The organism is Marinactinospora rubrisoli (assembly GCF_042664915.1).
GTDB classification, from domain to species: domain Bacteria; phylum Actinomycetota; class Actinomycetes; order Streptosporangiales; family Streptosporangiaceae; genus Marinitenerispora; species Marinitenerispora rubrisoli.
In genome coordinates, this window is record NZ_JBHTBH010000009.1 from 258,572 (window position 1) to 282,491 (window position 23,920).

The window sequence follows — 23,920 nt, forward strand, 5'->3', positions numbered from 1 at the left end:
CGCCCCCGATCTTGTTCCCGCGTCGGTCAGCCCGCCGAGCCGCGGCGGATCTGCCGCGTGATGCTCGGGTCGGTGATGGCGGTGTCGTCGGCGAGCAGGAACGCCTTCGAGAGGATCACCGAGAGACGGCCGCCGTCGGCCTCGAACGGCAGGAAGACGGCGGAGTCGCCGCCGCGCGCCGTGACGATGCACAGGTAGGAGTCGTCCGGCTCCATGAGGATGTTGGCGCTGCCCAGGTGGATACGGTAGCCGCGCAGGTCGCCGCGGACCTTGAGGAACCGGTCGGTCAGCTCCAGCCGGTCGGCGATCTTCAGCCGCGGGATCAGGCGTTCGAGCGCGGTCCGGCGCATCTCGGCGGACTCGGTCAGCTTTCCGAATCCGGCCTCCCGCCAGTAGGCGAGGTACCGGTCCTCGCCGCGGTCGACCCACTCCGGGTCGGCGGCGATCGAGGCGACCCCGACCGCGAGGTCCATGTCCCGCATGACCTCGGAGAACACCAGCGCCGGGACGTCGCGCAGGTCGCCCTCGTCGTCCACCGCCCCGGCCCGCCCGATGCGGACCTGGTCGGAGGAACAGAAGGAGACGCGCATGTAGTCGTCGTCCGAGTGCTCGGCCAGCTCCAGGTAGCAGACCGCCGCCCAGTCGGTGCCGGAGGCGGCGTCGTGGTACACGCGCTCGGCGGAGCCGTCGAAGCCACCGTCCCAGTAGCCGAGGGTGAGGCCGGACCAGCCACGCCCGGCGAGCAGCGCCTTGGCCTGGGGGTAGCGCAGGATGTGCCCGGCGTACCGGTTGGAGTAGGTGGAGGTGGCCTCCTCGGCCGGGGTGAGCAGGTAGATCTCGCGGTACGCCTGCTTCACCGGCTGGCGGAGCTCGGCCGCCATCAGGTGGTCGCGCCACGCGCGCACCCGGTCGGGCACGGCGCGGATGGGGTGCCACAGCCGGACCTGCGGCGGCGCCACGGATTCGCCGTCGGTGCGGAAGACCTCGGTGCCCTCGGGGCCGACGAGCCGCCAGTGGTCGCCATCGGGCTCCGGGAGACCGTCCCGCCAGGTCGCGCCGGCGTCGGTGGAAACCTCCCAGACGAGCACGCGGGCGAACCACCCGGTGAGGGGATGGTCGAGGTAGTAGCGGCGCCAGTCGGCGAGGTCCCACACCCGGCCCTCGGCGAGCGCGGTCTCGATGCGGAACCGTTCGGCGGCCAGCGTGGACTGCAGCTCCTTGAGTTCGGCGCGCAGCGCGGTCAGCCGATCGGCGTGCGCCTCGCGGACGGCCTTGGGGACCGACTTGAGCTCCCGGCCGTTGCCGCCGCGGAACTTTAGTGCCGCGCCGCCGTCGCCGTCGACACGCAGGATCGCGGTGTGCTCCCCGAGGGACTCCTCGCGGCGGGCGCCGGGGCCGAGCTCGAAGTCGGGGACGGTGCGCTCCACGAGCTGCCACCGGGTCAGGCCGAGCCGTTCGGCGCAGCCGTCCAGGGCCCGATCGACGGCACCGGCCACGGTCTTCTTGACCACCTTGGCCTGCACCCGGGCGAGGCCGGCCACGGCCGCTTCGTCACCGCGCGCCCCGAGGACCGCGATGGCGGCGGTCGCCAGCCGCTCGCCGCGCAGCACCTTGCTGCCGCCGCGGCCGGTGCCGGTGAACCGCGCGACGTCGGCGAGCAGTGCCGGTGCCCACGGCGTTTCGGCGTGCGGCGCCACGTCCAGGCTCCACAGCAGCCCCCGCAGCATGAGCTGGGTGTTCTCCGAACCGATGTGCGGGGTGATGTCGGAGACGTACTCGTGTTCCACATAGATGGCGCTGTCCGGCAGCTTCGGAATCTGCGCCAGCACGGCGCGCGCGCCGGCCAGCACGTCGGGATGGTCGCGCAGCACCGCCTGCACCTGCGTCCGCCACGCCTTGGTCGGCCGGGTGCCGCTGAGCGTGCCGCACCGCTGCAGCAGCGCCCCGAGTCCCGGGGTGCGCAGCGCCTCGGGCGCCTCGCGACGGAGCAGCGCGCCGAACGCGTCGTCCTCGCCGAACAGGCGCTCGGCTGTCTCCGCACCCCCGGCGAGCCGTCCGATCAGCGCCTCGACCCTGGCGTGGACCTTGCGGACGTCGGCGTACTCGGATCTGCCGAGCACCGCGTGCAGGGCGCGGAGGCCGGTGGCGCACTCCGTCAGCAGCGCGTCGTCGGCGCGCTCGCAGGCGGCGACCGGCAGCTTCGCCAGTTCTGCGGCGTGGTAGTCGTATTTCCCCTGGCCCTCCGCCATGCGCAGCATCGCCGTGAGCTGGGCCCCGCTCCAAGAGAGGCCGCGCCGGGCCAGCGCGGCGAGCACCGCCCGGTGCCCGTTGGTCTTGTACGGGTCGCCGTTGCGCGCGAGGCGTACCAGCGCCCACATGCCAGCGGCGCGCAGCCCCGCGTCGTCGCAGGAACGGAGGACCTCGTCCACCTCGGTGCCTTTGAGCTTCGCCACCCGCTGCCACCAGTTGTCGGGCGGGATGATCTTCGCGATGGCGAGTTCCAGGCGGACGGCGACCGGGCCGCCGAGTTCCGCCAGCATCACCAGGTAGGGGCGGTGCTCGTCCGCCAGCTTGAACCGCCGCAGCAGGAATTCCGCGATGTCGCCGGGCCGCGCTCCGGTGAGTTCGGGGGAGTCGAGGTCGGCTTCGGTGACCGGCGGATTCGAGTCGTTCTCGGCGTTCATCCCGGCGTTCACCCTCCCACCAGCGGAACGAGCTTGATGAAGACGATCTCCGGATCGCCGGTCAGCGCCACGGACTCGTCCAGGTCCTCGACCTGGCGGTCTCCGACCAGCACCACGAACCCGTTGCGGGTGAACGCCCGCTCGGCGATGTCGGCCTGGCGTTCCCAGCTGATGGACCGACGCTTGCGCATGTGGTAGCCGTTCAGTTCGGCCTCGGTGTCGTCCGGCCGCACCAGCCCCCGGAAGCTCGGCCCGGGATCGGCGTTGTAACGCGCGACCTCCTCCCGCACTCGCAGGCGGATGAGCTCGCGGACGGTGACGGAGTCCGGGAGGTCGGGCAGTTCGAAGGCGTCGAGCCGATCGCCGAGCGGCGACTCGTCGCGGAAGATGGCGCGGGCCATGGTGCTCCCTTGCTGGGGGAAGGTCAGCAGGTTCACGGAGATCGGGAAGGGCGGCGGCCGTCGCCGGCACCGTGACGGGCACGGTAGTGGATCGCGGTGACAGTTCCGTGCCGCCGGGACGGGTGGCCCGCGGCTTCCGTGAATCCCACGGGCTCATGGCCGTGCCCCGCGTTCGGCCACCCGCCAGCCCGCGAGCGCCGCGTGCTCGCCCACCAGCTGGACGAGCGCGAGCCGCAGCCCGGTCTCGGCGAGGTCGGCGGAGGGGGCGTCGGCCGCCACCCGAACCGCCACGCCACCGTCGTGGGCGACGCACCGGGCCGCCCGTGGCCGGACGACCACCCCGCCCGGGCCCTCGATCCTGCTGACGGTGGCCAGCGCCGCCATGAGCAACTGTGCGGCGCCCCGCGCCCGAAGTTCGTCCCCGGCGGCGGGACCGCCGGGGCTCTCGATGTCGATCTGGACCATGACGTGCACTGCGGCCTCCCGTCGAAGGACCCGGTCGGGATTTCGACGGTAGGCGACCGTGACGAAGCGTGATCGGTTATCCACAGACGGCCACGGCGAATGCCGGGACGCGGATCGGGCCGGGTGCCTCGGCACCCTCCTGCCGTGGCGGGTCCGCCGCCCCCTGCCTGGAGACCCCGCACGGCGGCCGTCGGGTCGCGGGTGGCCGGCACCCATCCGGCTCAGTGCACGATGGCGAGCAGGCCGGTCACCGCGTCCACGAGCTCCGGGTCGCCGTGGACGTCCGCACGGCCACGCGCCTCGGTGGCCGGGATGCCGCGGGTGGCCAGCCGCCAGAAGGCGTCCTGTGGCAGGGTCACCCGCGCCGCGGCCGGCCTCGCGCCGGGCGGGGCGCCGAGCAGCCAGCGGCCGGTCCCCCTGACCGCGGCCCAGCGTCCGCCAGCGGGGCCGGTGACCTCCAGCACCACCGAGGATCCGGGGGGCCGGGTGAGTCCGTGCAGCGCGCTCGGCAGGGCGCGCGCGAAGGTGTCCAGCACGGGTGCCATGAGGGCGGGATCATCGGCCCCCGGGCGGCCCACCGCGTCGCGGATCTGCTGCTGGTGGACCCAGTACTCGGTGTACTCGCGGGCCATGTCCAGCCACACCGGTGTGGAGTCGGCCGGCTCGGCCTGGGCCCACGACACGGGGAGATCCGCCTGGCCGTCGAGCGGGCGCCCGGCCCACAGCTCGTCGAGCTGCGGGCCGAGGAAGCCCAGCAGCTCGGCCATGACGCGCGGACTGGCGCACCGTGCCGCCCGGACGAATTCGCCGTTGACCCGGTGAATGTAGGCGGGCAGGGTCTCCCCGGCTCCGAACGGCGGCCCCGCGTGGCCGTCGCGGCTGCCGGAGAGCCGCCGGAGTTGATCGTTGAGCAGGTGCGCCACCAGGTCGTGGACGTCCCACCCCGGGCAGACCGTTGGCGCCCTCCAGTCGTCCGGACCGAGGGACCCGAGCAGGTCCAGCAGCGCGGCGCGCTCTCGGGGGAAGAGCGGGCGAACGTCGATGGCCGGGCCGAGGTTGTCCACGGCGGTATCCAAGCACGGCCGCCCGGGCACGTCGAACGGCATTTCCGCGACAGCGCCGCGGCGGCCGGCCGTCAGGCTCGGGCCGCCGTCCCGTCGGCCGGCACGGCGACCGACCCGGCGACGTCGGTGAGCACGGCGGCGACGTCGTGCCGGCCGAACTCCACGAGTCCGGCGGAGAGCGTGTCCGGACGAGAGGCCGACCGGCGGACGATCTCGCGCGCCTCGTTCTTCGTCGGCACGGGGCGGCCCGGGTGCCCCTGGCTCCCGCGGACCAGCGCGTCCCGCCACACGTTTCCCACCTTGCCGTGTGCGCGGTGCAGCATCCGGTTCCGGACCCGCTCAACGTCGTCAAGGCTGCCGGGGTCGACGGCCGACGCCTCGACCACGGCGTGCCGCGAGTCCGGCGTGCTGCGCCGGAACCGCAGCCGGTACTTGGCGGCGACCAGCTCCTGGAGCGCGGCCTGCGACGCCTGGTCGGCGAGGTCCGGATGCCGGTTGGGCACCAGGGCCACCACCCGCGCGGCGTTCGCCGCCAGCAGCGCGCGCAGCAGCCGACCGCCGGGATCGTCGGAGAGGTTGACCACGACGGTGAGGCGCTCGCGCCGGGCGTGGGCGGCCGGCAGGCCGTCGGACAGCAGCCGGGCCAGCCCGACCCGGCCCAGCGCTCCGGTGCCGGCGTCCGGCCAACCGGCGCCGACGAGGACGGTCTCCCCCGCGTCGGCGATCTCCAGCACCCGGCGCGCGACCTCGTCATGGAGTTCGCCGCCGGCCGCCTCCACGGACCGGGCGCCATGGGTGTAGATGTGCGCCGCCTCATGGCCGGCGCGCTCCAGGGACCGCCAGGTCCGGGCCGTCGGCCGGCAGACGTACCAGTCAGCGGCGCTGCCCACGGCCTGGGCGCCCAGGTAGCGGTTGAAGTGCGGCAGGATCGCCTCGTACGCCATGTGCAGGCCCTGGACGGCCTGCTGGACGTGCAGGCCCAGCGCGGGCTGGCGGTGGCTGAATCCGTACGCCATGACCAGCCGGCCGTTCTCCCGATCCCGCAGCCCCTCCGCCCCGCGGGCCAGGAACAGTCGGCCACCCCACCGCCAAGCTGGAGGCGATCTCGACGCTGTCCCGGTTCGCCGGCCGCCGGCGCCGCGCGATGGTCTACCTGGCCTGCTCATGGCCGGACCTGTGCCGACGGCCGCCGCACGACTTTCTCGCCGAACCGTACCGCGGCCTGGCGGAGGACTGGACGGCTTCGTGGGTACGGACCCTGGTGCGGCTGCACGGGCGGCGCCACCGCTCCCTGGCGGTCATGGACGCGTGGAGCGCCCTGTACCCGCACCAGCGGCTGCGCACGCCGGGACTGCTGCGGACCGAGGACCCGTTCCTGGACCCGGAGTTCGTCGAGCAGGCGAAGCGGCTGCCACTGCACCGGCGGTACGACTCCCGCCAACCGCACCCGTACTGGCGGTGCAAGTCCCAGGTGGTCAGGCTCATGCCGTGTAGCGCCCTGCCGTACCTGCCCACCACCAGGCAGATCTTCGGACGGGCCATCGTCAGCCGGGTGAATCTCCCCGAGCTGAACGCGCCCCATCTCTTGACCGCCGGAATTCTCAGCGACCAGGCACTGTCCGAAGACCTGGACCCGATGGTGGCCACCCGCATCCTGGAAGTCGAGCTGTGGCTCGCCGAAGCTCTGCGTCTGGGGCACCGACTAGATGACTGACGGAAACCATGAACGAGACAACGACGACCGGCCGTGTCACCCTCCGCGACCTGCTGGTCTGGACGAGGGGCAGCCGGTTGCGGCTGCTGGGCGCCCTGATCTGCGCACTGGCCGCGGCCGGGCTCGGCCTGGCGCAACCGATGATCGTCAGCCGCACCATCGACACGGCGACGGCCGGGCAGCCGGTCATGCCCCTGTTGCTGCTGCTCACCGTGGTCTTCGTGGCCCAGGCCACGACTCAGGCCCTCTCGACCTACCGGCTGGACCAGGCCGGCGAGACCATCGTGATGCGGCTACGCGTGGCGTTGACCGACCAGTTGCTGCGCCTTCGCATGGCGGTGTTCGACCGGCAGCGGCTCGGGGACCTGATCTCCCGCGCCACCACTGACACCACACTGCTGCGCGACGTGCTGGCCCAGGACGTGGTGAACGGCGTCGTCAGCGCCCTCGTCGTGGTCGGCGGCTTGGCGATGATGCTGTGGCTGGACCCGGTGCTCGCGGCGGTGGTCCTGGCGGTCGTCGTGGTCTCCGGAGCCGTGGTGGGGGTGGTCCTCAAAGGGATCCGGCGCGAGACCGTGGCGGCGCAGGAGGCCACCGGCGCGCTCGCCGCCGAGATGGAACGCGTGCTCAGCGCCATCCGCACCGTGCGCGTCAGCCGGGCCGAGGCGCGGGAGTCCCGAGCACTGGGCGACCGAGCCGACGTGATCCGCCGGCACAACGTGCGGGCGGCCCGGCTGACCGCGGTGGTCTCCCCCGCCATCGAGTTCGGGGTCCAGGGGTCGCTGGTCCTGGTGATCGTGGTCGGCTTGTACCGGGTCGCCGCCGGGGACATCGCCATCGGCGACCTGGTGGCGTTCCTGCTGTACGTCAACTACCTGGCGGTGCCGATGTCCAGCCTGTTCGACATCGGCCCGGCGATCCAGACCGGTATCGCGGCCATGCAGCGCCTCCAGGAGGTGGTGGACCTGCCGACCGAGGAGGACTCGGCACGGCCGCGCCCCGACGCCCAGGCTTTTGTCAGCGTAGGCTCCGGCCTCGCGCTGCGCGACGTCCGGTTCCGCTACACCGACCGCGAGATCCTCACCGGGGTGTCCTTCCAGGTCCCCCGGCACGGTTTCACGGCGGTCGCCGGCCCGTCCGGCGCGGGCAAGACCACGATCTTCAACCTGCTCGCCCGGTTCTACGATCCGGCGGACGGCGTGATCGCCTTCGACGGCAAAGACGCCCACTCCGACCACACCCTTGAGGAGTGGCGGACCCGGATCGGGCTGGTGGAACAGAGTTCGCCGCTGATGTACGGCACCCTGCGCGACAACATCAGCTATGCGGCGCCGGACGCCGACGAGGAGCGGCTGCACGCGGTGATCGAGATGACGGGCCTGACGGACCTGGTACGCCGGCTGCCCGACGGCCTCGACACGATGGTCGGCGAGCACGGATCGACCCTGTCGGGCGGCGAACAGCAGCGGGTGGCCATCGCCCGGTCCCTGGTCGCCCGCCCGGAGATCCTGCTGCTGGACGAGCCGACCTCGCATCTGGACGCCGTCAACGAACAGCTCCTCACCAGGACCCTGCGCCGGATCTCCACCGAGCACACCCTGCTGGTCATCGCGCACCGGTTCTCCACCCTGCGCGCGGCGGACCGGATCATCGTGCTCGCTGACGGGAAAGTGGCGGCCTGCGGGAGTTACGAGGAGGTGCGGGACCACCTTCCGCCGGTGCCCGCCGACCTGGGTCAGGGGTGTGCGTAGACCTCGACGCCGCACTTGGCCGTGCCGCTGCGCCGGATATGTGCGTCGCCGGTGATGAGCGGGACGCCGAGTGCCTCGGCCAGGGCGATGTACCGGGCGTCGTGGGCGCTGAGGTTGGCGTGCAGTCGCCTGACGCGGCCCCAGAAGGGCAGTGTCTCCTGCTTGGTGATCGGCGGCGGGACCAACAGTAACTGCGTCGAGTACGCCCGACTCCCAGCCACGGTCGCCCTCCGGGATTCCAAGAACCCCACCCACGGCCACCTGACTCTCCCCTCCGCAGAGTGGGCGGCCTTCCTCGGGGCCATTCGACGCGAAGAGCTGTAGCCCCCAGAGCAAGAACAGAGGACCGCCCCGGGGCGTGGGGGCGGTCCTCCACCTTCGTCGGGTCAGCTCCCGCTTCCGTACGCGTCCCGGATCCGGTCCGCGAAGCGGGCGAAATCCGCACCGTGCAGGAACGCCGAGCGCATCGTGCCCGGGTCGGCGATCCCCTGCCCGGCGATGTCGAAGGCGGTGCCGTGGTCGACCGAGGTGCGCAGGATCGGCAGCCCCACGGTCACCGAGATGGTGCCGTCGAAGTCGAAGGTCTTCGCCGCGATGTGCCCCTGGTCGTGGTACTGCGACAGCACGCCGTCGTAGCGTCCGGTCAGCAGCTGGTGGAACACCGAGTCGGCCGGCACCGGACCCGTGACGTCGGCGCCGGTCCTGCGCACGCGCTCGACGGCCGGGCGCAGGTGGAGGATCTCCTCGTCACCGAACGCGCCGTTCTCGCCGCCGTGCGGGTTGATCGCCGCGACCGCGAGCCGGGGTTCGTCGTCGCCGAAGACCCGCAGCGCGGTGAGCGCCTCTTCGATGGCGGCGACCTGCTGCTCCACGCTGATCTGGTCCAGCGCCTTGCGCAGCGACAGGTGCCGGGTGGCGAAGAAGATCTTCTTGCCGCGCACCACGAACATCGTGGTCTGCCGGGTGGCGCCGGTCAGTTCGCCCAGCATCTCGGTGTGGCCGAGGTGCTTGCTGCCGGCCGCCCAGATGGCCTCCTTGTTGATGGGGCCGGTGACGATACCGGCGACGTCACGGGCCATGGCGGCGGCGGTGGCCACCTCGATGGCGCGCACCGACGCGGCTCCGGCCCGCGCGTCGACCGTCCCCCACTCCAGTTCGGTGTCGCCGAGCGCGTCGATGTCGAAGCAGTCGATGACGCCGTCCCGCTCCGGCGGCAGCCGCCAGGACCCGACCCCTCGCACCTCCAGGTCGAGCCCGCACACCGCGATCGCCCGGCGCAGCACGGCCGGGTCGGCGACGACCACGCCGCGGGCCGCCGCCCCGGCGCCGACGTCGGCGAGCGTGCGCACGGTGATCTCGGGGCCGATGCCGACCGGGTCACCGACGGTGACGGCCAGGATCGGGCGTTCAGTCATGGAATTTCCTCCAGATCGGGTGGCGTGGAGCCGGCCGGCCGGGGGCCGGCCTGCGGGCGTGGGGAGGGCCGGTCAGCCACCGGCTCCTCCGCCGACGAGCAGCACGTGCTCGGAGACCTCCGACCGCACCTGGCGGAGCCGGGCCTGCCCGGCGCGGCGGAGTTTGCCGAAGCACTCGATGAGGGCGGTGTCGTCCCCGATCAGCCCGCCCTTGGTGACGATCGGGACCCCGTCCAGCGGACCGCCGACGAGCGTGCCGTGCACCGCCAGCGGCAGCACCTCACCGCCGACCTCGAAGGCGTGCACGTCCAGCTCGTCCAGGACCGCCGAGGTGATGTCGCCCCCGCTGGTGAACAGCCCGCTGGGCAGCGCGTGCGCGCCGGACCGGTGCGCGACGTCGTCCAGCACCTCGCGGACCAGTGCGGCCAGCAGCCCGGGCAGCGCGCGCCGGGTCCGGGCCGGCAGTTCGACCACGTCGCCGGGGGCCGAGGCGGTGCGCATCACCACGAGCTCGGGGAAGACGGCGGTGTCGAGGTGGCGGGTCAGCCGCTCGGCGACCTCGTCCCGGTGGTCGTCGTCGTGGGCGAAGCGGGTGACGTCCACGTCCACGAACCGCACCGGGCCGCCGCGGCCGACCGCCTCCAGCTGGCGGCGGGTCAGATCGGTGGCGCTGCCGATGACCGCGAGCACCGGTCCGGCGGCGCCGCCCTGCCCGCGCAGCCGCAGGGCCGCGGCGAGCAGCGCCCCGGCCGGGCCGGGGTCGACCGACACCCACGCCGTGCCGTCCTGGCGGTGCACCTCGGCGGCGGCCTCGGCGATATCGGCCAGGTGCTGCTCGGTGAACGCGTCGCACAGCACCACCGGCTCGTCCCCGGCGGACAGGTCCGCGGCGAGCAGGGTCTGGGTGACCTGCCGGATCGGCACGTGCCGGAGGGGCAGCTCGCTCTGCCGGGCGACGATGTCGGCGACGACGCTGGTGTCCATCGGGGTGAGCGGGTCGACGGCCAGCTCGGTGCGCTCCAGCGGGACGCCGTCGAGCAACTGCACGCCGTCGACGGTGACCCGCCCCGAGGCCGGGAAGGCCGGCGCCATGAGCGCCCGGACGCGCGTGGCGGCCGGAACCCGGTCGCGCACCGCCCGCCAGGCCGCCTCCAGCTCGGCCCCCACGTTGCCGCGCAGCGTGGTGTCGGTGCGCTTGACCACCAGCGCCACCGGCCACACCGCCTCCACGACGTCGGTGACGAGGTCGGCGGCCTGTTCGGCCGGCAGGTGCCGGCTGTCCAGGTTGGCGACGACAACGTCGTACTCCTCCGCCGCACGGGTGACGTGCTCGGGCGCGACCGTGGCCACCCGCATGCCGGCGCGCGCGAACCGCGCCCCGGTGGCGTTCGCCCCGGTGAGATCGTCGGCGACGACGAGAACCTGTGCCATGTCCGCCCCTAACGCAGGATCAGCGCGGCGACGCCCAGGAGCGGGAGGCTGGCCAGCCACAGCGTGGTGGTCATCCCGCTCCACATCTTCATCGCCGCCACACCGGACAGCCCGGTGAACCGGGTGACGACCCAGAAGTAGGAGTCGTTGAAGTAACTGAACACCATCGATCCCGCGCACGCCGAGAGCACCGCGAGCGTGGGATCCACCCCGGCCGCCTCCATGACGGGCCCGCTCAGCGTCGCCGAGGTGATGATGGCGACGGTACCCGAGCCCTGGGCGACCCGCACGAAGCTGGCGATGAGGAACGGCATCAGGAACATCGGCACCGGCCAGCCCGACACCGCCTCGGCGAGCGCGTCGCCCACCCCGGACTGACGCAGCACCTCACCGAAGGCGCCGCCGGCTCCGGTGATGAAGACGATCATTCCGGCGGAGGCGGCCGCGGCGGTGAGCCAGCCGACGACGGTGGCGCGGCTGGTGCCGCGTGGCGGGAGCAGGTACACCGCGATGGCCAGGCCCAGGAGCAGCGCCACGGTGGGGTTGCCGGCGAAGGCGAACGCGTTCGCGAGCGCGGTGCCCTCGGCGACGGCACCGGTCACGGTGTTGCCGATGATGAGAACGAGTGGCAGCAGCAGCGGAAGGGCGGCCCTCCCGGCGCCGATCGGCGGGTCGGGCGGCTCCTCGCCGACCGGGACACCGGTCCGGCCCACGACGTGCCCGCTCGCGCCACGGGAGGTCCCGGCCTGCGCGGCACCGGGGCCCTCGGCGGCGGCCGGCGCATCGCTGTCGGGGACGAGGGTGGGGTCGAGCTGCGACTCCAGGCGCGGCCCGACGATGCGGGCGTAGGCGACGACGACCGGGATCAGCGGGATGACGAACAGCAGGCCGGCCGCGATGACGGCGCCGAGGTCGGCGCCGAGCAGCCCGGCGGCGGCGAGCGGTCCGGGCGTGGGCGGCACCATGTGGTGGGTGATGGCGAGGCCGCCCGCGAGCGCCAGGGACATCGTCACGACGGGGCGCCCGTACCGGCGGGCGAGCGACCGGGCGAGCGGGTGCAGGATCACGAATCCGGAGTCGCAGAACACCGGGACCGACACCACGGCGCCGGTGGCGGTCATCGCGACGTCCTCGCGGCCGCGCCCGGCCAGCCGGACGAACAGCTTGGCGAGCGCGTCGGCGCCGCCGCTCTCCTCCAGAACCTTGCCGATCATCACGCCGAGCGCGATGACGACCCCGATCCCGCCGAGCGTGCTGCCGAAGCCGGTGGAGACGTGGCCGATCAGATCGACCGGGGATACTCCGGCGACGAGTCCGGTGACCAGGGCGCCGGCGAGCAGGCCGACGAACGCGTCGAGGCGGGACCACAGGATGAGGGCGACGACCGCGGCGACGCCGAGCCCGAGTGCGGCCAGTAACTGCAGATCCATACCGTTGTCCTCGCAGGTCAGTCCGGCAGCGACACCGGATCGGAGGGGATTCGGCCGATCGGCACGATGACCGGGGTGCATCGTGGGTCCTCGGCCAGGAGGCGCCGGGCGTCCTCGGGGAGCGCGCCGTCGGTGACGACGGTGTGGTCGCCGGGGATGAGCGCCCAGTGGGGGTGCGGGCCGGCGCCGATCTTGGTGGAGTCCGCGACGATGACCGCCTGACGGGCGCGGCTCAGCATGAGTTCCTTGACGGCCGCGAGTTCGGGGCCGGGGCAGTTGATGCCGCGGCCGGGCACCAGGCCGTCGGCGCCCACGAACGCGATGTCGGCGGTGAAGCGGTCGAGCACGGCGCGGGCGTGCTCGCCCACGATCGACCCGCGCCGCTGACGGAGCCGGCCGCCGGTGAGGTAGACGTCGACCCCCTCGGCCTCGCGCAGCGCCCACAGCGGGCCGACCCCGTTGGTGACGACCGTGATCCCGGTCCGCTCCGCCAGCCGTTCGGCGATGAACGACGTGGTGCTGCCCGCGTCCAGCAGGACCACGTGGCCCTCGCGGACGAGGCCGGCGGCGTACTCGGCGATCCGCCGCTTGGCGGCGGCGTTGCGCTGGCTCTTCTGCGTCCAGGAGAGTTCGCCGGTGGCACTGACGGGGACGGCGCCGCCGTGCGTGCGCACCACCTTGCCAGCGCGTTCGAGGTCGGTGAGCCCGCGGCGGACGGTCGACGGGCTGACGTCGAGGGCCTCGGCGAGGTCCTCCACGCGCTGGATGCCGTCGGTGACGGCGTCGAGCAGCCGCTGGTGGCGCACGGATGGACTCCCTTGTTTGCTCATGTCGAGCGGACAGGTGCCGACAGCATGACCAATTTACGCATAATTTGCAAGAAGGTAACGTAAAGCTGCTCATTATGAGCACGCTGCGTGACCGTCGCCACAGCCCGATGTGACGCCCTCGATGCCGTGCCCGGGTGACGGTGCGGACCTGACCCATGAGCGGCGGGATCGGTCAGGGCCCGGTCGGCCGGGGACCGGTGGGCGGCCGTGCGCGCCGTTCTCCGCTCGAAATCCGCCGTGGAAGCCGGCCACGCACGAGAGACGTGGGAATGGCGGTACGCCGGCGCCGGTGCGCCGCTGTCCCCCGGCTACGGCTCGCGGCGGAACCGCAGGCCCAGGCCGGACAGTGCCGCCGCCGCGCACAGGGCGAGGACGTAGCCGACCACACCGCACCAGCCGAACCGGTCGTAGCACACGCCGCCGAGCCAGCCGAACAGGCTGGAGCCCACGTAGTAGCCGAGCGTGTACAGCGCCGACGCCTGCGCGCGCACGGCCGGAGCGGCGCGGTGGCCGACCCACGCCGACGCGGTGGTGTGCGCCGCGAAGAACCCGAAGGTCAGCACGACCAGCCCCGGCACGACCGCCGCCAGAGTCCCGGGCAGCAGGGCGAGCACTCCGGCGACCATGACCGCGACACTGGCCAGCAGCACCGGGTAGCGCCCCACCCGCTCGATCACCCGGCCGGCGACCGCCGAACTCACCGTGCCCGCCAGGTAGGCCACGAAGAGCAGCGCCACCACGGCCTGCGGCAGCCCGAACGGGGCACCGAGCAGCCGGAAGCCGAGGAAGTTGTACACGGTGACGAACGCGCCCATCAGGAAGAGCCCCTGACAGTACAGCGCGACCAGGCCGGGATCGGTCACGCTCGCCGCCACCCGCCGGGCGAGCCCCGGGCCGCCCCGCTCGCGCCTGCGCGGCCGGAATCCGCGCGGCCGGGGGATCGCGGCCAGGAACACCACCAGCGTGAGCGCGCCCAGCGCGGCGTCGGCCGCCACGCCCCAGCGCCATCCGCCCAGATCCGCGACGGCGCCCGCGAGCAGCCGCCCGGCCATCCCGCCGACCGTGTTGCCCGCGATGTACACGCCGGCCGCCCGCCCGAGGTGGCCGGGGTGGATCTCCTCGGCGAGATAGGCCATGGCCACGGCGGGCAGCCCGCCGAGCGCGGCGCCCTGCACGGCGCGCAGCGCGACCAGCGTGGCCAGGTCGGGCGCGAACGGTGCGAGCACCCCGAGCACGGTGGAGAGAGCCAGTGCCACCGCCATGACGCGCACCCGGCCGAACCGGTCGGCGATCCCGCTCCAGAACAGCACGAAGGCGGCCAGGCCGCCGGTGGCCATGGAGACGGTGAGCGCCACCCGCGCGGCCGAGGCGTCGAAGGTGGCGGCCAGGCCGGGCAGCACCGCCTGCACGCTGTAGAGCTGGGCGAAGGTGGCGATGCCGGCGGCGGTCATGGCCACCACGATGCGGCGGTGCCCGCCGGTGCCGGCGCGATGGCCGGACCACGGCCGGAGTCCGGTGGCGTCGGACGAACGGGTCTCGGTCACCCCATCGACGCTAGGCAGAACGGTTCGATACGTCTAATACATGCGTATTCGATGATTCATACTGTGTTGTATGGAACGCGGGGAACTTGAGCGTTTGGTGCACGTACTCGCGCCGCGGCTGCGCACGTTCCGCGCGGTCGCGCAGGGCGAGCACGTGACGCAGGCCGCCGACGAGCTCGGTGTCCCGCAGCCCACGGTGAGCCGGTCGCTGGCCCGGCTGCAGGAGGAGCTGGGCGTCGAACTGCTGGAACGCACCGGCCGCGGCGTGCGGCTGACGCGGGCGGGGCGGGTGCTGCTGCCGCATGTGCGGCGCGCCCTGGACGTCCTCGGCGAGGGCGTGGCCGAGCTGATGGACGCCTCCTCCGGGCAGGTGGGGCTCACCTTCCTGCCCTCGCTGGGGGCGGAGGTGGTGCCATCGCTGATCCGGGAGTTCCGCGGTGCGCACCCCGGCATCCGGTTCACGCTGATCCAGGACGTGTGGGCCACCGCCGTCCGCCACCTGCGCGACGGTTCGGTGGACCTCGCGCTGACCTCCCCGCTGCCGGGCGAGCCGGGTCTGGAGGCGCGGGTGCTGCACACCCAGCCGCTGCGGCTCGTGGTCCCCGACGGCCACCGGCTGGCCGGCCGCCGCCGGGTGCGGTTCGACGTCGTGGCCGAGGAGGATCTCATCGTGCTCAAGCCCGGGCGCGGCATCCGGCACCTGACCGAGGACCTGTGCCACCGGGCCGGTTTCGTCCCGCGGGTGGCCTTCGAGGGCGACGACACCGCGACCGCCCGCGGCCTGGTCGCCGCCGGGCTCGGGGTCTCCGTGCTCCCGGCCCAGCCGCACGGCCCGTTGCCGGGCACGGCCGAGCTGGTCATCGCCGATCCGGGGGCGCACCGGTCCGTCGGGGTGGTCTGGCGTCCCGCACAGTACGAGCCGCCGGCGGTGGCGTCCTTCCGGGCCTTCGTGCTCGCGGAGGGCCCCCGCCTGGTGGCCGAAGGGCTCGGCCGCGCCTGACGGGGTGCGCCGCCGTCACCGCGGCTGTGCCGGCTCCAGCCGTACCGCGCGCCGGGTCCGGGCGCTCTCGGCGGCCGCCTCGATGACCTCCAGGCCGTGGATCACCTCGTGCGGCTCGACCGGGACGGGCTCGCCCTCGGCGACGGCGTCGCGCACGGCCGCGTAGAACGCCGGGTAGTCGCCGCGTTCGCTGCGCACCGGGGCGAGACCGCCGTCCGCGCCCAGCAGCCCCCAGCGTTCCGCCGGCTCCTCGCCCCAGCCCGGCCGCGCCGGGTCGTCGCCGCGGGCCAGCCGCTCCTCCTGGCCGTCGAGGCCCCGCACGGTGTAGGCGGCGCGGTCGCCGAGCACCCGCAGGCGCGGGCCGAGCTGCGCGACGAGCGCACCCGCCCACAGGTGGGACCGCACGCCCGAGGCGTGCGTCAAGGCGAGGAAGACGTCGTCCTCGGCGCGCACGCCCTCGCGCCGGGCATCGAGCTCGGCGTAGACCTCGGCGACCGGGCCGAACAGGATGATCGCCTGGTCCACCAGGTGCGAGCCGAGGTCGTAGAGCAGCCCCGCGCCGCGGCTCCGCTCGCCGCGGTCCCGCCAGGTGTGCTTGGCCTCGGGGCGCCAGCGGTCGAACCGGGACTCGAACCGGTGCACCCGGCCGAGGGCCCCCTCGTCGACCAGCCGCAGCGCGGTGAGGAAGTCGCTGTCCCACCGCCGGTTGTGGAACGCGGTGAGCACGAGTCCACGCCGCTCGGCGTCCGCCACCAGCCCGCGGGCGTCCGCCGCGGTGAGCGCCAACGGCTTGTCGACCACCACCGACAGACCGGCGTCGAGCGCGGCCCGCGCGAGCGGAACGTGACTGTCGTTCGGGCTGGCCACGACGACGAGATCGAAGTCGGCGGCCCGCCGCCACAGCTCCTCCGGCGCGCCGATCACCTCGGCACCGGGATATCTCCGCCGCGCCTGCGCCGCCCGCTCGGCGTTGCCGGTGACCACGGCGGACAGCTCCAGCCCGGGAGTCGCCGCGATCAGGGGGGCGTGAAACACCGCGCCGCCCTTGCCGTAGCCGATGAGGGCGACCCGCAGGGCCGGTCCCGCCGAGTGCGATGAGGTCATGGCAGGGATTATCCCGGCGGTCCGGCGCCGTCCGTCCGCTGCCCCTGCGTTGCGGAACGCCGGATGGCATTCCGGTCACACCCTCAATGACCTGGGCTTGTCACTTATTGAAGTCGTTTTACAACGTTGCGCACATGCCGGTAAGGTCTCGCTGACCCAAGAGACGGAGCGATGGAGGGCACAGCCGTATGTCCGTACTGACCGAGAGACCGCTCCCCGGTTACCGTGGTGACATGGACAAGCACCTGGGCTTCAGCAGTGTTTCCGCCGATGATGGAACGATCGTTGTCCCCCCCGAGGTACGTCGGCAGCTTGGGCTGGATCGCCCCGACACGGTGGTGGAGTTCGTCGTTCGCGATGGCGCGCTTCTGTTGCTGCCTCGCGTAGCTGTTCATCCCAACGACGTCTGGTTCTGGGAAGAGGGGCAACAGAGCGCCGAGCGCGAAGCCGAGGAGGAACTCGCCGCCGGTGACATCAGTCCCGCCATGACAGGCGAGGAATTCCTCGCCTATCTGAAGGGCATGATCGACGAGAAGCCGGGTGAAGGTTAGTGAAGTTCAAGGCTCTCGGGGGCTTCGGCCGTGCTTTTCGGCGGCTACCCAAAGAGCATCAAAAGATGTTCTGGGATGTTGTCCACGAGATGTTCCTCCCAGCAGTCGCGGCCGGCGCCTTCTCCGGCGATCCCCCATGGCCGCAGACTCTCCGGATCCACAAGGTCAGGGGACATGACGTCTACTCGTTGACTTGGAGCTTCAGCAGACCCGATGGGCGTGCGACCTTCCACATCCAGAAGGACGAGGCCGGCGAGTTGCTCCTGGTATGGCGGCGGATCGGAGATCACTCGATCTACAAGAATCCCTAAGCTGCACCAGGTAAGGAAGCCGCCGTGGTTCGGGGCCGCCCCCTCGCGGCGGCGACCCCGGCTCAGTGGGCCTGTTACGCCGCCACGGCCGTCGCGCTGTGCGCCGGTTCCAGCGCCAGGTCCAGCACCTCACGGACGTCGCTGACCGTGTGCACCGTCAGCTTCTGCAGCACCTCCTCGGGCACGTCGTCGAGGTCGGGCTCGTTGCGGGCCGGGATCAGGACCGTGCTGATCCCCGCCCGGTGCGCCGCGAGCAGCTTCTGCTTCACGCCCCCGATCGGCAGCACCCGGCCGGTCAGCGACACCTCGCCGGTCATCGCCACGTCCGAGCGGGCCGCGCGGCCCGAGAGCAGGGAGGCCAGGGCGGTGGTCATGGTGACACCGGCGCTCGGGCCGTCCTTCGGGACCGCTCCGGCCGGGACGTGCAGGTGCACGCCGCGTTCCTTGAGGTCGCCGACCGGCAGCTCCAGCTCCGCGCCGCGGGAACGCAGGTAGGAGAGCGCGATCTGCGCCGACTCCTTCATGACGTCACCGAGCTGGCCGGTCAGGGTCAGCCCGCCGGCACCGGACTCGGGGTCGGCGAGCGACGCCTCCACGAACAACACGTCGCCGCCGGCGCCCGTGACCGCCAGGCCGGTGGCCACACCCGGCACCGCGGTGCGCTCCGCCGACTCCGGGGTGTGCCGGGGACGGCCGAGGTAGTCGGCCAGGTCGGCGTCGGTGACCCGGACCGGGAGTTCGCGCTCGCCGACGGCGACCGTGGCCGCGATCTTGCGGAGCACCCGGGCGATGGACCGCTCCAGTCCGCGCACGCCCGCCTCGCGGGTGTACTCGGCGGCGATCCGGCGCAGCGCGTCGGTGTCGACCTGCGCCTCGGTGCCGTCCAGGCCGGCCTTCTCCAACTGGCGGGGAAGCAGGTGGTCCCGGGCGATGGTGACCTTCTCGTCCTCGGTGTAGCCGTCGAGCTCGACCAGTTCCATGCGGTCCAGCAGCGGCCCGGGGATGCTCTCCAGCGTGTTGGCCGTGGCCAGGAACACCACGTCGGAGAGGTCGAGGTCGACCTCCAGGTAGTGGTCCCGGAAGGTGTGGTTCTGCGCGGGGTCGAGCACCTCCAGCAGCGCCGCGGTCGGGTCGCCGCGGAAGTCGCTGCCGACCTTGTCGACCTCGTCGAGCAGCACGACCGGGTTCATCGTGCCGGCCTCCTTGATGGCCCGCACGATCCGGCCGGGCAGCGCGCCCACGTAGGTGCGCCGGTGGCCGCGGATCTCGGCCTCGTCGCGGACGCCGCCGAGCGCCACCCGGGTGAACCTGCGCCCCATGGCCCGCGCGACGGACTCGCCGAGCGAGGTCTTACCGACGCCGGGCGGGCCGACCAGCGCGAGCACGGCACCGCTGCGGCGGCCGCCCACGACCCCCAGGCCGCGGTCGGCGCGGCGGCGGCGGACCGCCAGGTACTCGATGATGCGGTCCTTGACGTCCTCCAGCCCGGTGTGGTCGGCATCGAGTACCCGCCGGGCACCGGCGATGTCGTAGGAGTCCTCGGACCGCTCGTTCCAGGGCATGTCCAGGACGGTGTCCAGCCACGTGCGGATCCAGCCGGACTCCGGTGAGGAGTCGCCGGCCCGTTCCAGCTTGTCGACCTCGGCCAGCGCGGCGGTGCGCACGTGCTCGGGAAGGTCGGCGGCCTGGACCCGCTCGCGGTAGTCGTCCTCCTCGCTGCCCGGCTTGCCGGACAGCTCGTTGAGCTCCTTGCGGATGGCCTCCATCTGCCGGCGGAGCAGGAACTCGCGCTGCTGCTGCTCGACGCCTTCCTGGACGTCCTTGGCGATGGTCTCGGTGACGTCGAGCTCGGTGAGGTACTCCCGCGTCCACTCGATGAGGCGGGCCAGCCGCTCGGCGACGTCGTAGGTCTCCAGGAGTTCCAGCTTCTGGGAGGTCTTCAGGAACGGGGAGTACCCGCCGCGGTCGGCGAGCCGCCCCGGATCGTCCAGTTGCTGGATGCTGTCCAGGATCTGCCAGGCGCCGCGCTTCTGCAGGTAGGTGGCGAGCAGCGTCTTGTACTCGCGCGCGAGTTCCTGCACGCGGCCGGGGTGGCCGCCCTCCGGGGGCTCCTCGTCGTGCGGGGTCGCCGAGACCCACAGGGCGGCGCCTCCCCCGGGAGGCGCCGAGGTCCCGGTGCCCACGCGCGCCCGCGCGACGCCCCGCAGCACCGCGGCCGGCTCGCCGTCGGGGGTGCGGCCGACCTGCTCGATGACGGCGACCGTGCCGACCCCGACGAGGGATCCGTCGACGCGCGGCACGATCAGCACCCGCGGCTTCGCGGCCGAACGGATGCCGGGTGCCTTGGCGGCGGCCTCCTCGGCCGTGCGGGCGGCCTCGACCGCGGTCCGGATCTCGGCCTCGGAGATCTCCACGGGGACGACGGTGCCGGGGAGCACGACGTCGTCGTCGAGCGGCAGGACGGGCAGCGTCACGACGGACTGCGTGTCAGTCATCAGACCCTCCTTCTTGAGTCACTAAGGCTCAATAAACGAGAGTCCGGTTTTGTTCCCCGGCCGCTGTTCGCCCTCAGCGATGCGCCGCGTCGCCCGGGATGCGAGCCCGGCGCGTCGCCACGCACCCACCAGCACAACAACGGACACCTGGCCGCAAAGTGACACGTATGTAACAGATGCCCGCATTCTGTAACGCAACCGTTATGGCCAATATCACTGCAAAAAGTAGACAAAATTTCTAGAAACGGCTTTCATCAGGGCTCACCAACCCCGGCCCGGACCGGCGGCCGGGCGGTCCAGGAGGTAAGTACATGCCCCTACTACCACCACGCCGCATCGCCACCGCGGCCGCGGCGCTGCCCCTCGTCCTCATCGCCGGAGGCTGCTCCTACCTGGAAGGCGGCTCCACGGCGGCCGACCCCGACTCGGCGGAATGTGAACCGTTCCGCGAATGGCAGGACACCGACGGCGGGACCGTCCACGTGTACGCCTCCATTCGGGACGTGGAGGCCGACCGCCTCGAAACCTCGTGGGCCGACTTCGTCTCCTGTACCGGGATCGACGTCCAGTACGAGGGCACCGGCGAGTTCGAGGCCCAGATCCAGGTGATGGTCGACGGCGGCAACGCCCCCGACCTCGCCTTCTTCCCGCAGCCGGGGCTGGTGGAGCGCTTCGCGAGCGCCGGTGACCTCCTGCCGCTGCCGGACGCGGTGCGCGAGCGCGCCGAGGCCGGGTTCAGCGAGGACTGGCTGAACTACACCACCGTGGACGGCGAGATGTACGGCGTCCCGCTCGGGGCCAACGTCAAGTCGTTCGTCTGGTACTCGCCCGGCTACTTCGCCGAGAACGGCTACGAGGTCCCGGAGACGTGGGACGACATGATCGAGCTCAGCGACGCCATCGTCGAGGCCGGCGACAAGCCGTGGTGCGCTGGCATCGAGTCCGGTGACGCGACCGGGTGGCCGGCCACCGACTGGGTGGAGAACGTCATGCTCCGGGAGAACGGGCCCGAGGTGTACGACCAGTGGGTCAGCCACGAGATCCCGTTCAACGACGAGGCCGTGGCCGACGCCATGAACCGGGTGGACGGCATCCTGCGCAACCCCGACTACGTCAACGGCGGCTACGGCGACGTGCAGAGCATCGCCACCACCGCCTTCCAGGAGGCCGGGCTGCCCATCCTGGAGGACCAGTGCGCGATGCACATGATGGGCTCCTTCTACGCCGCCAACTGGCCGGAGGGCACCGAGGTCGGCGAGGACGGTGACGTGTTCGCCTTCAACATGCCGCCGATCGACCCCGAGATCGGCACCCCGGTGCTGGGCGGCGGCGAGTTCGTCGGCGCCTTCGCCGACCGGCCCGAGGTCGTCGCGTTCCAGGAGTACCTGGCCACCGCCGAGTGGGCCGACAGCCGCGCCGCCGAGGGCGCCTGGATCTCCGCCCACCAGGATCTCGACCTCGACACCCTCCAGTCCCCCACCGACCGCCTGGGCGCCGAGGTGCTGCGCGACCCCGACGCCGTGTTCCGGTTCGACGGTGCCGACATCATGCCGGCGGCCGTGGGCGCCGGAACGTTCTGGCGCGGAATGGTGAACTGGATCAACGGCGACGACACGGAAGAGACGCTGACCTACATCGAGGACTCCTGGCCCTCCTCCTGACTCCCTTCAGTCTCCTCCCCAGCAGTTCACAGCGCGGCCTGGGCACCGGTGCCCGGGCCGCGCCCCTGAAAGGGATCCCATGGGCTTCTCCATCCTCGACGAACTCCCCAAACTCCTCTGGCTGGTGATCGGCCTCGCCGCCTTCGCCGGCGTGATCGGCCTGCTCCTGCTCCTCGTCGACCGCGGACCGCGGACGCGACGCGACTGGTGGCAGGCGTTCTTCTTCCTCGGCCCGGCCGTGCTGCTGCTCCTGCTCGGCCTGGTCTACCCGGCGCTGCGGACCGCCTGGCTGTCCTTCTTCGACGGCTCGGGAGACACCTGGGTCGGGCTGGACAACTACGTGTGGCTCTTCACCCAGCCCGAGATCCTCATCGTGCTGCGCAACACCCTGCTGTGGGTGGTGTTCGCGCCGGTGCTCGCCACCGCGACCGGGCTGATCTACGCGATCCTCGTGGACCGCTCCCGCTTCGAGTCGGTGGCCAAGTCGCTGCTCTTCATGCCGATGGCGATCTCGTTCGTCGGCGCCGGCATCATCTGGCGGTTCGTCTACGCCTACCGGCCGGCCGAGGCGGACCAGATCGGCCTGCTCAACCGGTTCGTGGTCGCGCTCGGCGGCGAGCCGCAGCAGTGGCTGCTCAACCAGCCGCTCAACACGCTGCTGCTCATCGTGGTGCTGATCTGGGTGCAGGCCGGATTCGCCATGGTCGTGCTGTCGGCCGCCATCAAGGCCATCCCGGCCGAGATCATCGAGGCCGCCCGGATCGACGGCGCCAACGCCTGGCAGTTGTTCCGCAACATCACGCTGCCGTCGGTGTGGCCGACGCTGACGGTCGTCCTCATCACCATCTCGGTGCAGACCCTGAAGGTGTTCGACATCGTGCGCACCATGACCGGCGGCCAGTTCGACACGAGTGTGATCGCCAACGAGATGTACAACCAGGCGTTCCGCTACGGCGAGCTGGGCCAGGGATCGGCACTCGCCATCTTCCTGTTCGCCCTGGTCATCCCGCTCGTCATCGTGCAGATGCGGACCAACCGACGCGTGAGGGAGCAGCAGGCATGACCGATCCGACCCCCCGTCCGGGCGCTTCGGCCGCCCGGGTCCGCCGGCGGCTGTCCGGCCGCGCCGGCAGCGCGGTGGCGATCGTCATCGCGGTGCTGTGGACCACGCCGACCTTCGGGCTGCTCATCTCCTCCTTCCGGCCGGAAGAGCAGATCAAGACGACCGGCTGGTGGACGTTCTTCACGGACCCGCAGGTCACCCTGCAGAACTACACCGACGTGCTGTTCGGGACGTCGAGCCAGGGCCAGCTGGCGAGCTACTTCATCAACTCGTTCGTCATCTCACTGCCCTCCACGGTCTTCGTGGTGGGCATCGCGGCGCTCGCCGCGTACGCGCTGGCGTGGATGAACTTCCCCGGACGCGACTGGCTGTTCCTCGGCATCTTCGCGCTGCAGATCGTGCCGCTGCAGATGGCGCTGGTACCGCTGCTCAGTTTCTTCTCCGAAGGACTGGTCGTGGGCGGCGTGCAGATCCTGCCGGCCTGGGAACTTCAGGGCGCCCTTGAGTTCACCAACGTGTGGGTGGCGCACACGATCTTCGGACTGCCGCTCGGCATCTTCCTGCTGCACAACTTCATCTCGGCCCTGCCGCGCAGCCTCTTCGAGGCCGCTCGCGTGGACGGCGCCGGGCACGGGGTGATCTTCCGCCGGGTGGTCACGCCGCTGATCGTGCCCGCGCTGGTGTCGCTGGGGATCTTCCAGTTCCTCTGGGTCTGGAACGACCTGCTGGTGGCGCTGATCTTCGCGGGCGGGAACGCGGACGTCGCGCCCCTCACCGTGCGCCTCGCCGAGATGGCCGGCACCCGCGGCAACGAGTGGCAGCGCCTCACCGCGGGCGCGTTCGTGTCCATCGTGGTCCCGCTGGTGGTGTTCTTCTCCCTGCAGCGCTACTTCGTCCGCGGGCTCCTCGCGGGCAGCGTCAAGGGCTGAGGCCCGCGGCTCCCGGTCCCGGCCGTCGATCCAGCGCCGCGTGCGGGGCGGCGGCCGGGGCCCGGCGCCGGACGGCT

Annotated in this window: 21 protein-coding genes; 8 read left to right on the forward strand and 13 right to left on the reverse strand. The window is 72.3% G+C overall.

Annotated features, from left to right (window positions below):
* Positions 1-26: 26 nt before the first annotated feature.
* The 5 genes from ACFQRF_RS19620 to ACFQRF_RS19640 form a co-directional block, all read right to left on the reverse strand.
* Positions 27-2,684: a DUF4132 domain-containing protein gene (locus ACFQRF_RS19620; RefSeq protein ID WP_379872589.1), complete on the reverse strand. Its 2,658-nt coding sequence runs from the start codon at positions 2,682-2,684 to the stop codon at positions 27-29.
* Between the two features lie 8 nt (positions 2,685-2,692).
* A complete protein-coding gene (locus ACFQRF_RS19625; RefSeq protein ID WP_379872590.1) occupies positions 2,693-3,085 on the reverse strand; it encodes a hypothetical protein in 393 nt (130 codons plus the stop codon).
* A 153-nt stretch (positions 3,086-3,238) separates the two neighbouring features.
* The gene (locus tag ACFQRF_RS19630; RefSeq protein WP_379872591.1) at positions 3,239-3,559 is read right to left on the reverse strand and encodes a hypothetical protein; all 321 of its coding nucleotides are present in this window, start codon (positions 3,557-3,559) and stop codon (positions 3,239-3,241) included.
* Between the two features lie 212 nt (positions 3,560-3,771).
* The gene (locus tag ACFQRF_RS19635) at positions 3,772-4,614 is read right to left on the reverse strand and encodes a maleylpyruvate isomerase family mycothiol-dependent enzyme (RefSeq protein ID WP_379872592.1); all 843 of its coding nucleotides are present in this window, start codon (positions 4,612-4,614) and stop codon (positions 3,772-3,774) included.
* A 71-nt stretch (positions 4,615-4,685) separates the two neighbouring features.
* The gene (locus ACFQRF_RS19640) at positions 4,686-5,630 is read right to left on the reverse strand and encodes a hypothetical protein (RefSeq protein WP_379872593.1); all 945 of its coding nucleotides are present in this window, start codon (positions 5,628-5,630) and stop codon (positions 4,686-4,688) included.
* 128 nt (positions 5,631-5,758) lie between these two features.
* Between ACFQRF_RS19640 and ACFQRF_RS19645 the strand changes: the two genes are divergently transcribed.
* Together ACFQRF_RS19645 and ACFQRF_RS19650 are read left to right on the forward strand one after the other, a co-directional pair.
* Positions 5,759-6,328, forward strand: a complete 570-nt coding sequence (locus ACFQRF_RS19645; RefSeq protein WP_379872594.1) for a hypothetical protein — start codon at positions 5,759-5,761, stop codon at positions 6,326-6,328.
* A gap of 8 nt (positions 6,329-6,336) precedes the next feature.
* Positions 6,337-8,079 carry an ABC transporter ATP-binding protein gene (locus ACFQRF_RS19650; RefSeq protein WP_379872595.1) on the forward strand — a complete coding sequence of 581 codons (1,743 nt, stop codon included), beginning with the start codon at positions 6,337-6,339 and terminating at the stop codon, positions 8,077-8,079.
* On the opposite strand, the gene ACFQRF_RS19655 is transcribed toward ACFQRF_RS19650, so the two are convergent.
* Positions 8,064-8,264 carry a hypothetical protein gene (locus ACFQRF_RS19655; RefSeq protein WP_379872657.1) on the reverse strand — a complete coding sequence of 67 codons (201 nt, stop codon included), beginning with the start codon at positions 8,262-8,264 and terminating at the stop codon, positions 8,064-8,066. The genes ACFQRF_RS19650 and ACFQRF_RS19655 overlap by 16 nt on opposite strands.
* Between ACFQRF_RS19655 and ACFQRF_RS19660 the strand changes: the two genes are divergently transcribed.
* The gene (locus ACFQRF_RS19660; RefSeq protein WP_379872656.1) at positions 8,167-8,403 is read left to right on the forward strand and encodes a DUF397 domain-containing protein; all 237 of its coding nucleotides are present in this window, start codon (positions 8,167-8,169) and stop codon (positions 8,401-8,403) included. The genes ACFQRF_RS19655 and ACFQRF_RS19660 overlap by 98 nt on opposite strands.
* 62 nt (positions 8,404-8,465) lie before the next feature.
* On the opposite strand, the gene pdxA is transcribed toward ACFQRF_RS19660, so the two are convergent.
* The 5 genes from pdxA to ACFQRF_RS19685 form a co-directional block, all read right to left on the reverse strand.
* Positions 8,466-9,494 carry a 4-hydroxythreonine-4-phosphate dehydrogenase PdxA gene (pdxA, locus tag ACFQRF_RS19665; protein ID WP_379872596.1) on the reverse strand — a complete coding sequence of 343 codons (1,029 nt, stop codon included), beginning with the start codon at positions 9,492-9,494 and terminating at the stop codon, positions 8,466-8,468.
* Between the two features lie 72 nt (positions 9,495-9,566).
* The gene (locus ACFQRF_RS19670) at positions 9,567-10,925 is read right to left on the reverse strand and encodes a four-carbon acid sugar kinase family protein (RefSeq protein ID WP_379872597.1); all 1,359 of its coding nucleotides are present in this window, start codon (positions 10,923-10,925) and stop codon (positions 9,567-9,569) included.
* Positions 10,926-10,933: 8 nt separating this feature from the next.
* Positions 10,934-12,355, reverse strand: coding sequence for a GntP family permease (locus ACFQRF_RS19675; protein ID WP_379872598.1), 1,422 nt, complete (start codon positions 12,353-12,355; stop codon positions 10,934-10,936).
* Positions 12,356-12,372: 17 nt separating this feature from the next.
* On the reverse strand, positions 12,373-13,161 hold the full coding sequence (locus ACFQRF_RS19680) for a DeoR/GlpR family DNA-binding transcription regulator (protein WP_379872599.1): 789 nt from the start codon (positions 13,159-13,161) through the stop codon (positions 12,373-12,375).
* Between the two features lie 332 nt (positions 13,162-13,493).
* A complete protein-coding gene (locus ACFQRF_RS19685; RefSeq protein WP_379872600.1) occupies positions 13,494-14,729 on the reverse strand; it encodes an MFS transporter in 1,236 nt (411 codons plus the stop codon).
* Positions 14,730-14,799: 70 nt separating this feature from the next.
* Here ACFQRF_RS19685 and ACFQRF_RS19690 point away from each other — a divergent pair, with 70 nt between their 5' ends.
* Complete coding sequence (locus tag ACFQRF_RS19690; RefSeq protein ID WP_379872601.1) at positions 14,800-15,729, forward strand: LysR family transcriptional regulator; 930 nt, start codon at positions 14,800-14,802, stop codon at positions 15,727-15,729.
* A gap of 15 nt (positions 15,730-15,744) precedes the next feature.
* On the opposite strand, the gene ACFQRF_RS19695 is transcribed toward ACFQRF_RS19690, so the two are convergent.
* Positions 15,745-16,833, reverse strand: coding sequence for a Gfo/Idh/MocA family oxidoreductase (locus tag ACFQRF_RS19695; RefSeq protein ID WP_379872602.1), 1,089 nt, complete (start codon positions 16,831-16,833; stop codon positions 15,745-15,747).
* 233 nt (positions 16,834-17,066) lie between these two features.
* Between ACFQRF_RS19695 and ACFQRF_RS19700 the strand changes: the two genes are divergently transcribed.
* Positions 17,067-17,384 (forward strand): AbrB/MazE/SpoVT family DNA-binding domain-containing protein, encoded by a 318-nt coding sequence (locus ACFQRF_RS19700; protein ID WP_379872603.1) that lies wholly within the window; start codon positions 17,067-17,069, stop codon positions 17,382-17,384.
* A gap of 385 nt (positions 17,385-17,769) precedes the next feature.
* Here ACFQRF_RS19700 and lon read toward each other — a convergent pair whose 3' ends face one another.
* Positions 17,770-20,190 (reverse strand): endopeptidase La, encoded by a 2,421-nt coding sequence (gene lon / locus ACFQRF_RS19705; RefSeq protein ID WP_379872604.1) that lies wholly within the window; start codon positions 20,188-20,190, stop codon positions 17,770-17,772.
* A 311-nt stretch (positions 20,191-20,501) separates the two neighbouring features.
* Here lon and ACFQRF_RS19710 point away from each other — a divergent pair, with 311 nt between their 5' ends.
* The 3 genes from ACFQRF_RS19710 (at position 20,502) to ACFQRF_RS19720 (ending at position 23,843) form a co-directional block, all read left to right on the forward strand.
* A complete protein-coding gene (locus tag ACFQRF_RS19710; RefSeq protein ID WP_379872605.1) occupies positions 20,502-21,851 on the forward strand; it encodes an ABC transporter substrate-binding protein in 1,350 nt (449 codons plus the stop codon).
* A gap of 79 nt (positions 21,852-21,930) precedes the next feature.
* A complete protein-coding gene (locus ACFQRF_RS19715; RefSeq protein WP_379872606.1) occupies positions 21,931-22,914 on the forward strand; it encodes a carbohydrate ABC transporter permease in 984 nt (327 codons plus the stop codon).
* Complete coding sequence (locus tag ACFQRF_RS19720; protein ID WP_379872607.1) at positions 22,911-23,843, forward strand: carbohydrate ABC transporter permease; 933 nt, start codon at positions 22,911-22,913, stop codon at positions 23,841-23,843. Before ACFQRF_RS19715 ends, ACFQRF_RS19720 begins: the two co-directional genes overlap by 4 nt.
* Positions 23,844-23,920: the final 77 nt, after the last annotated feature.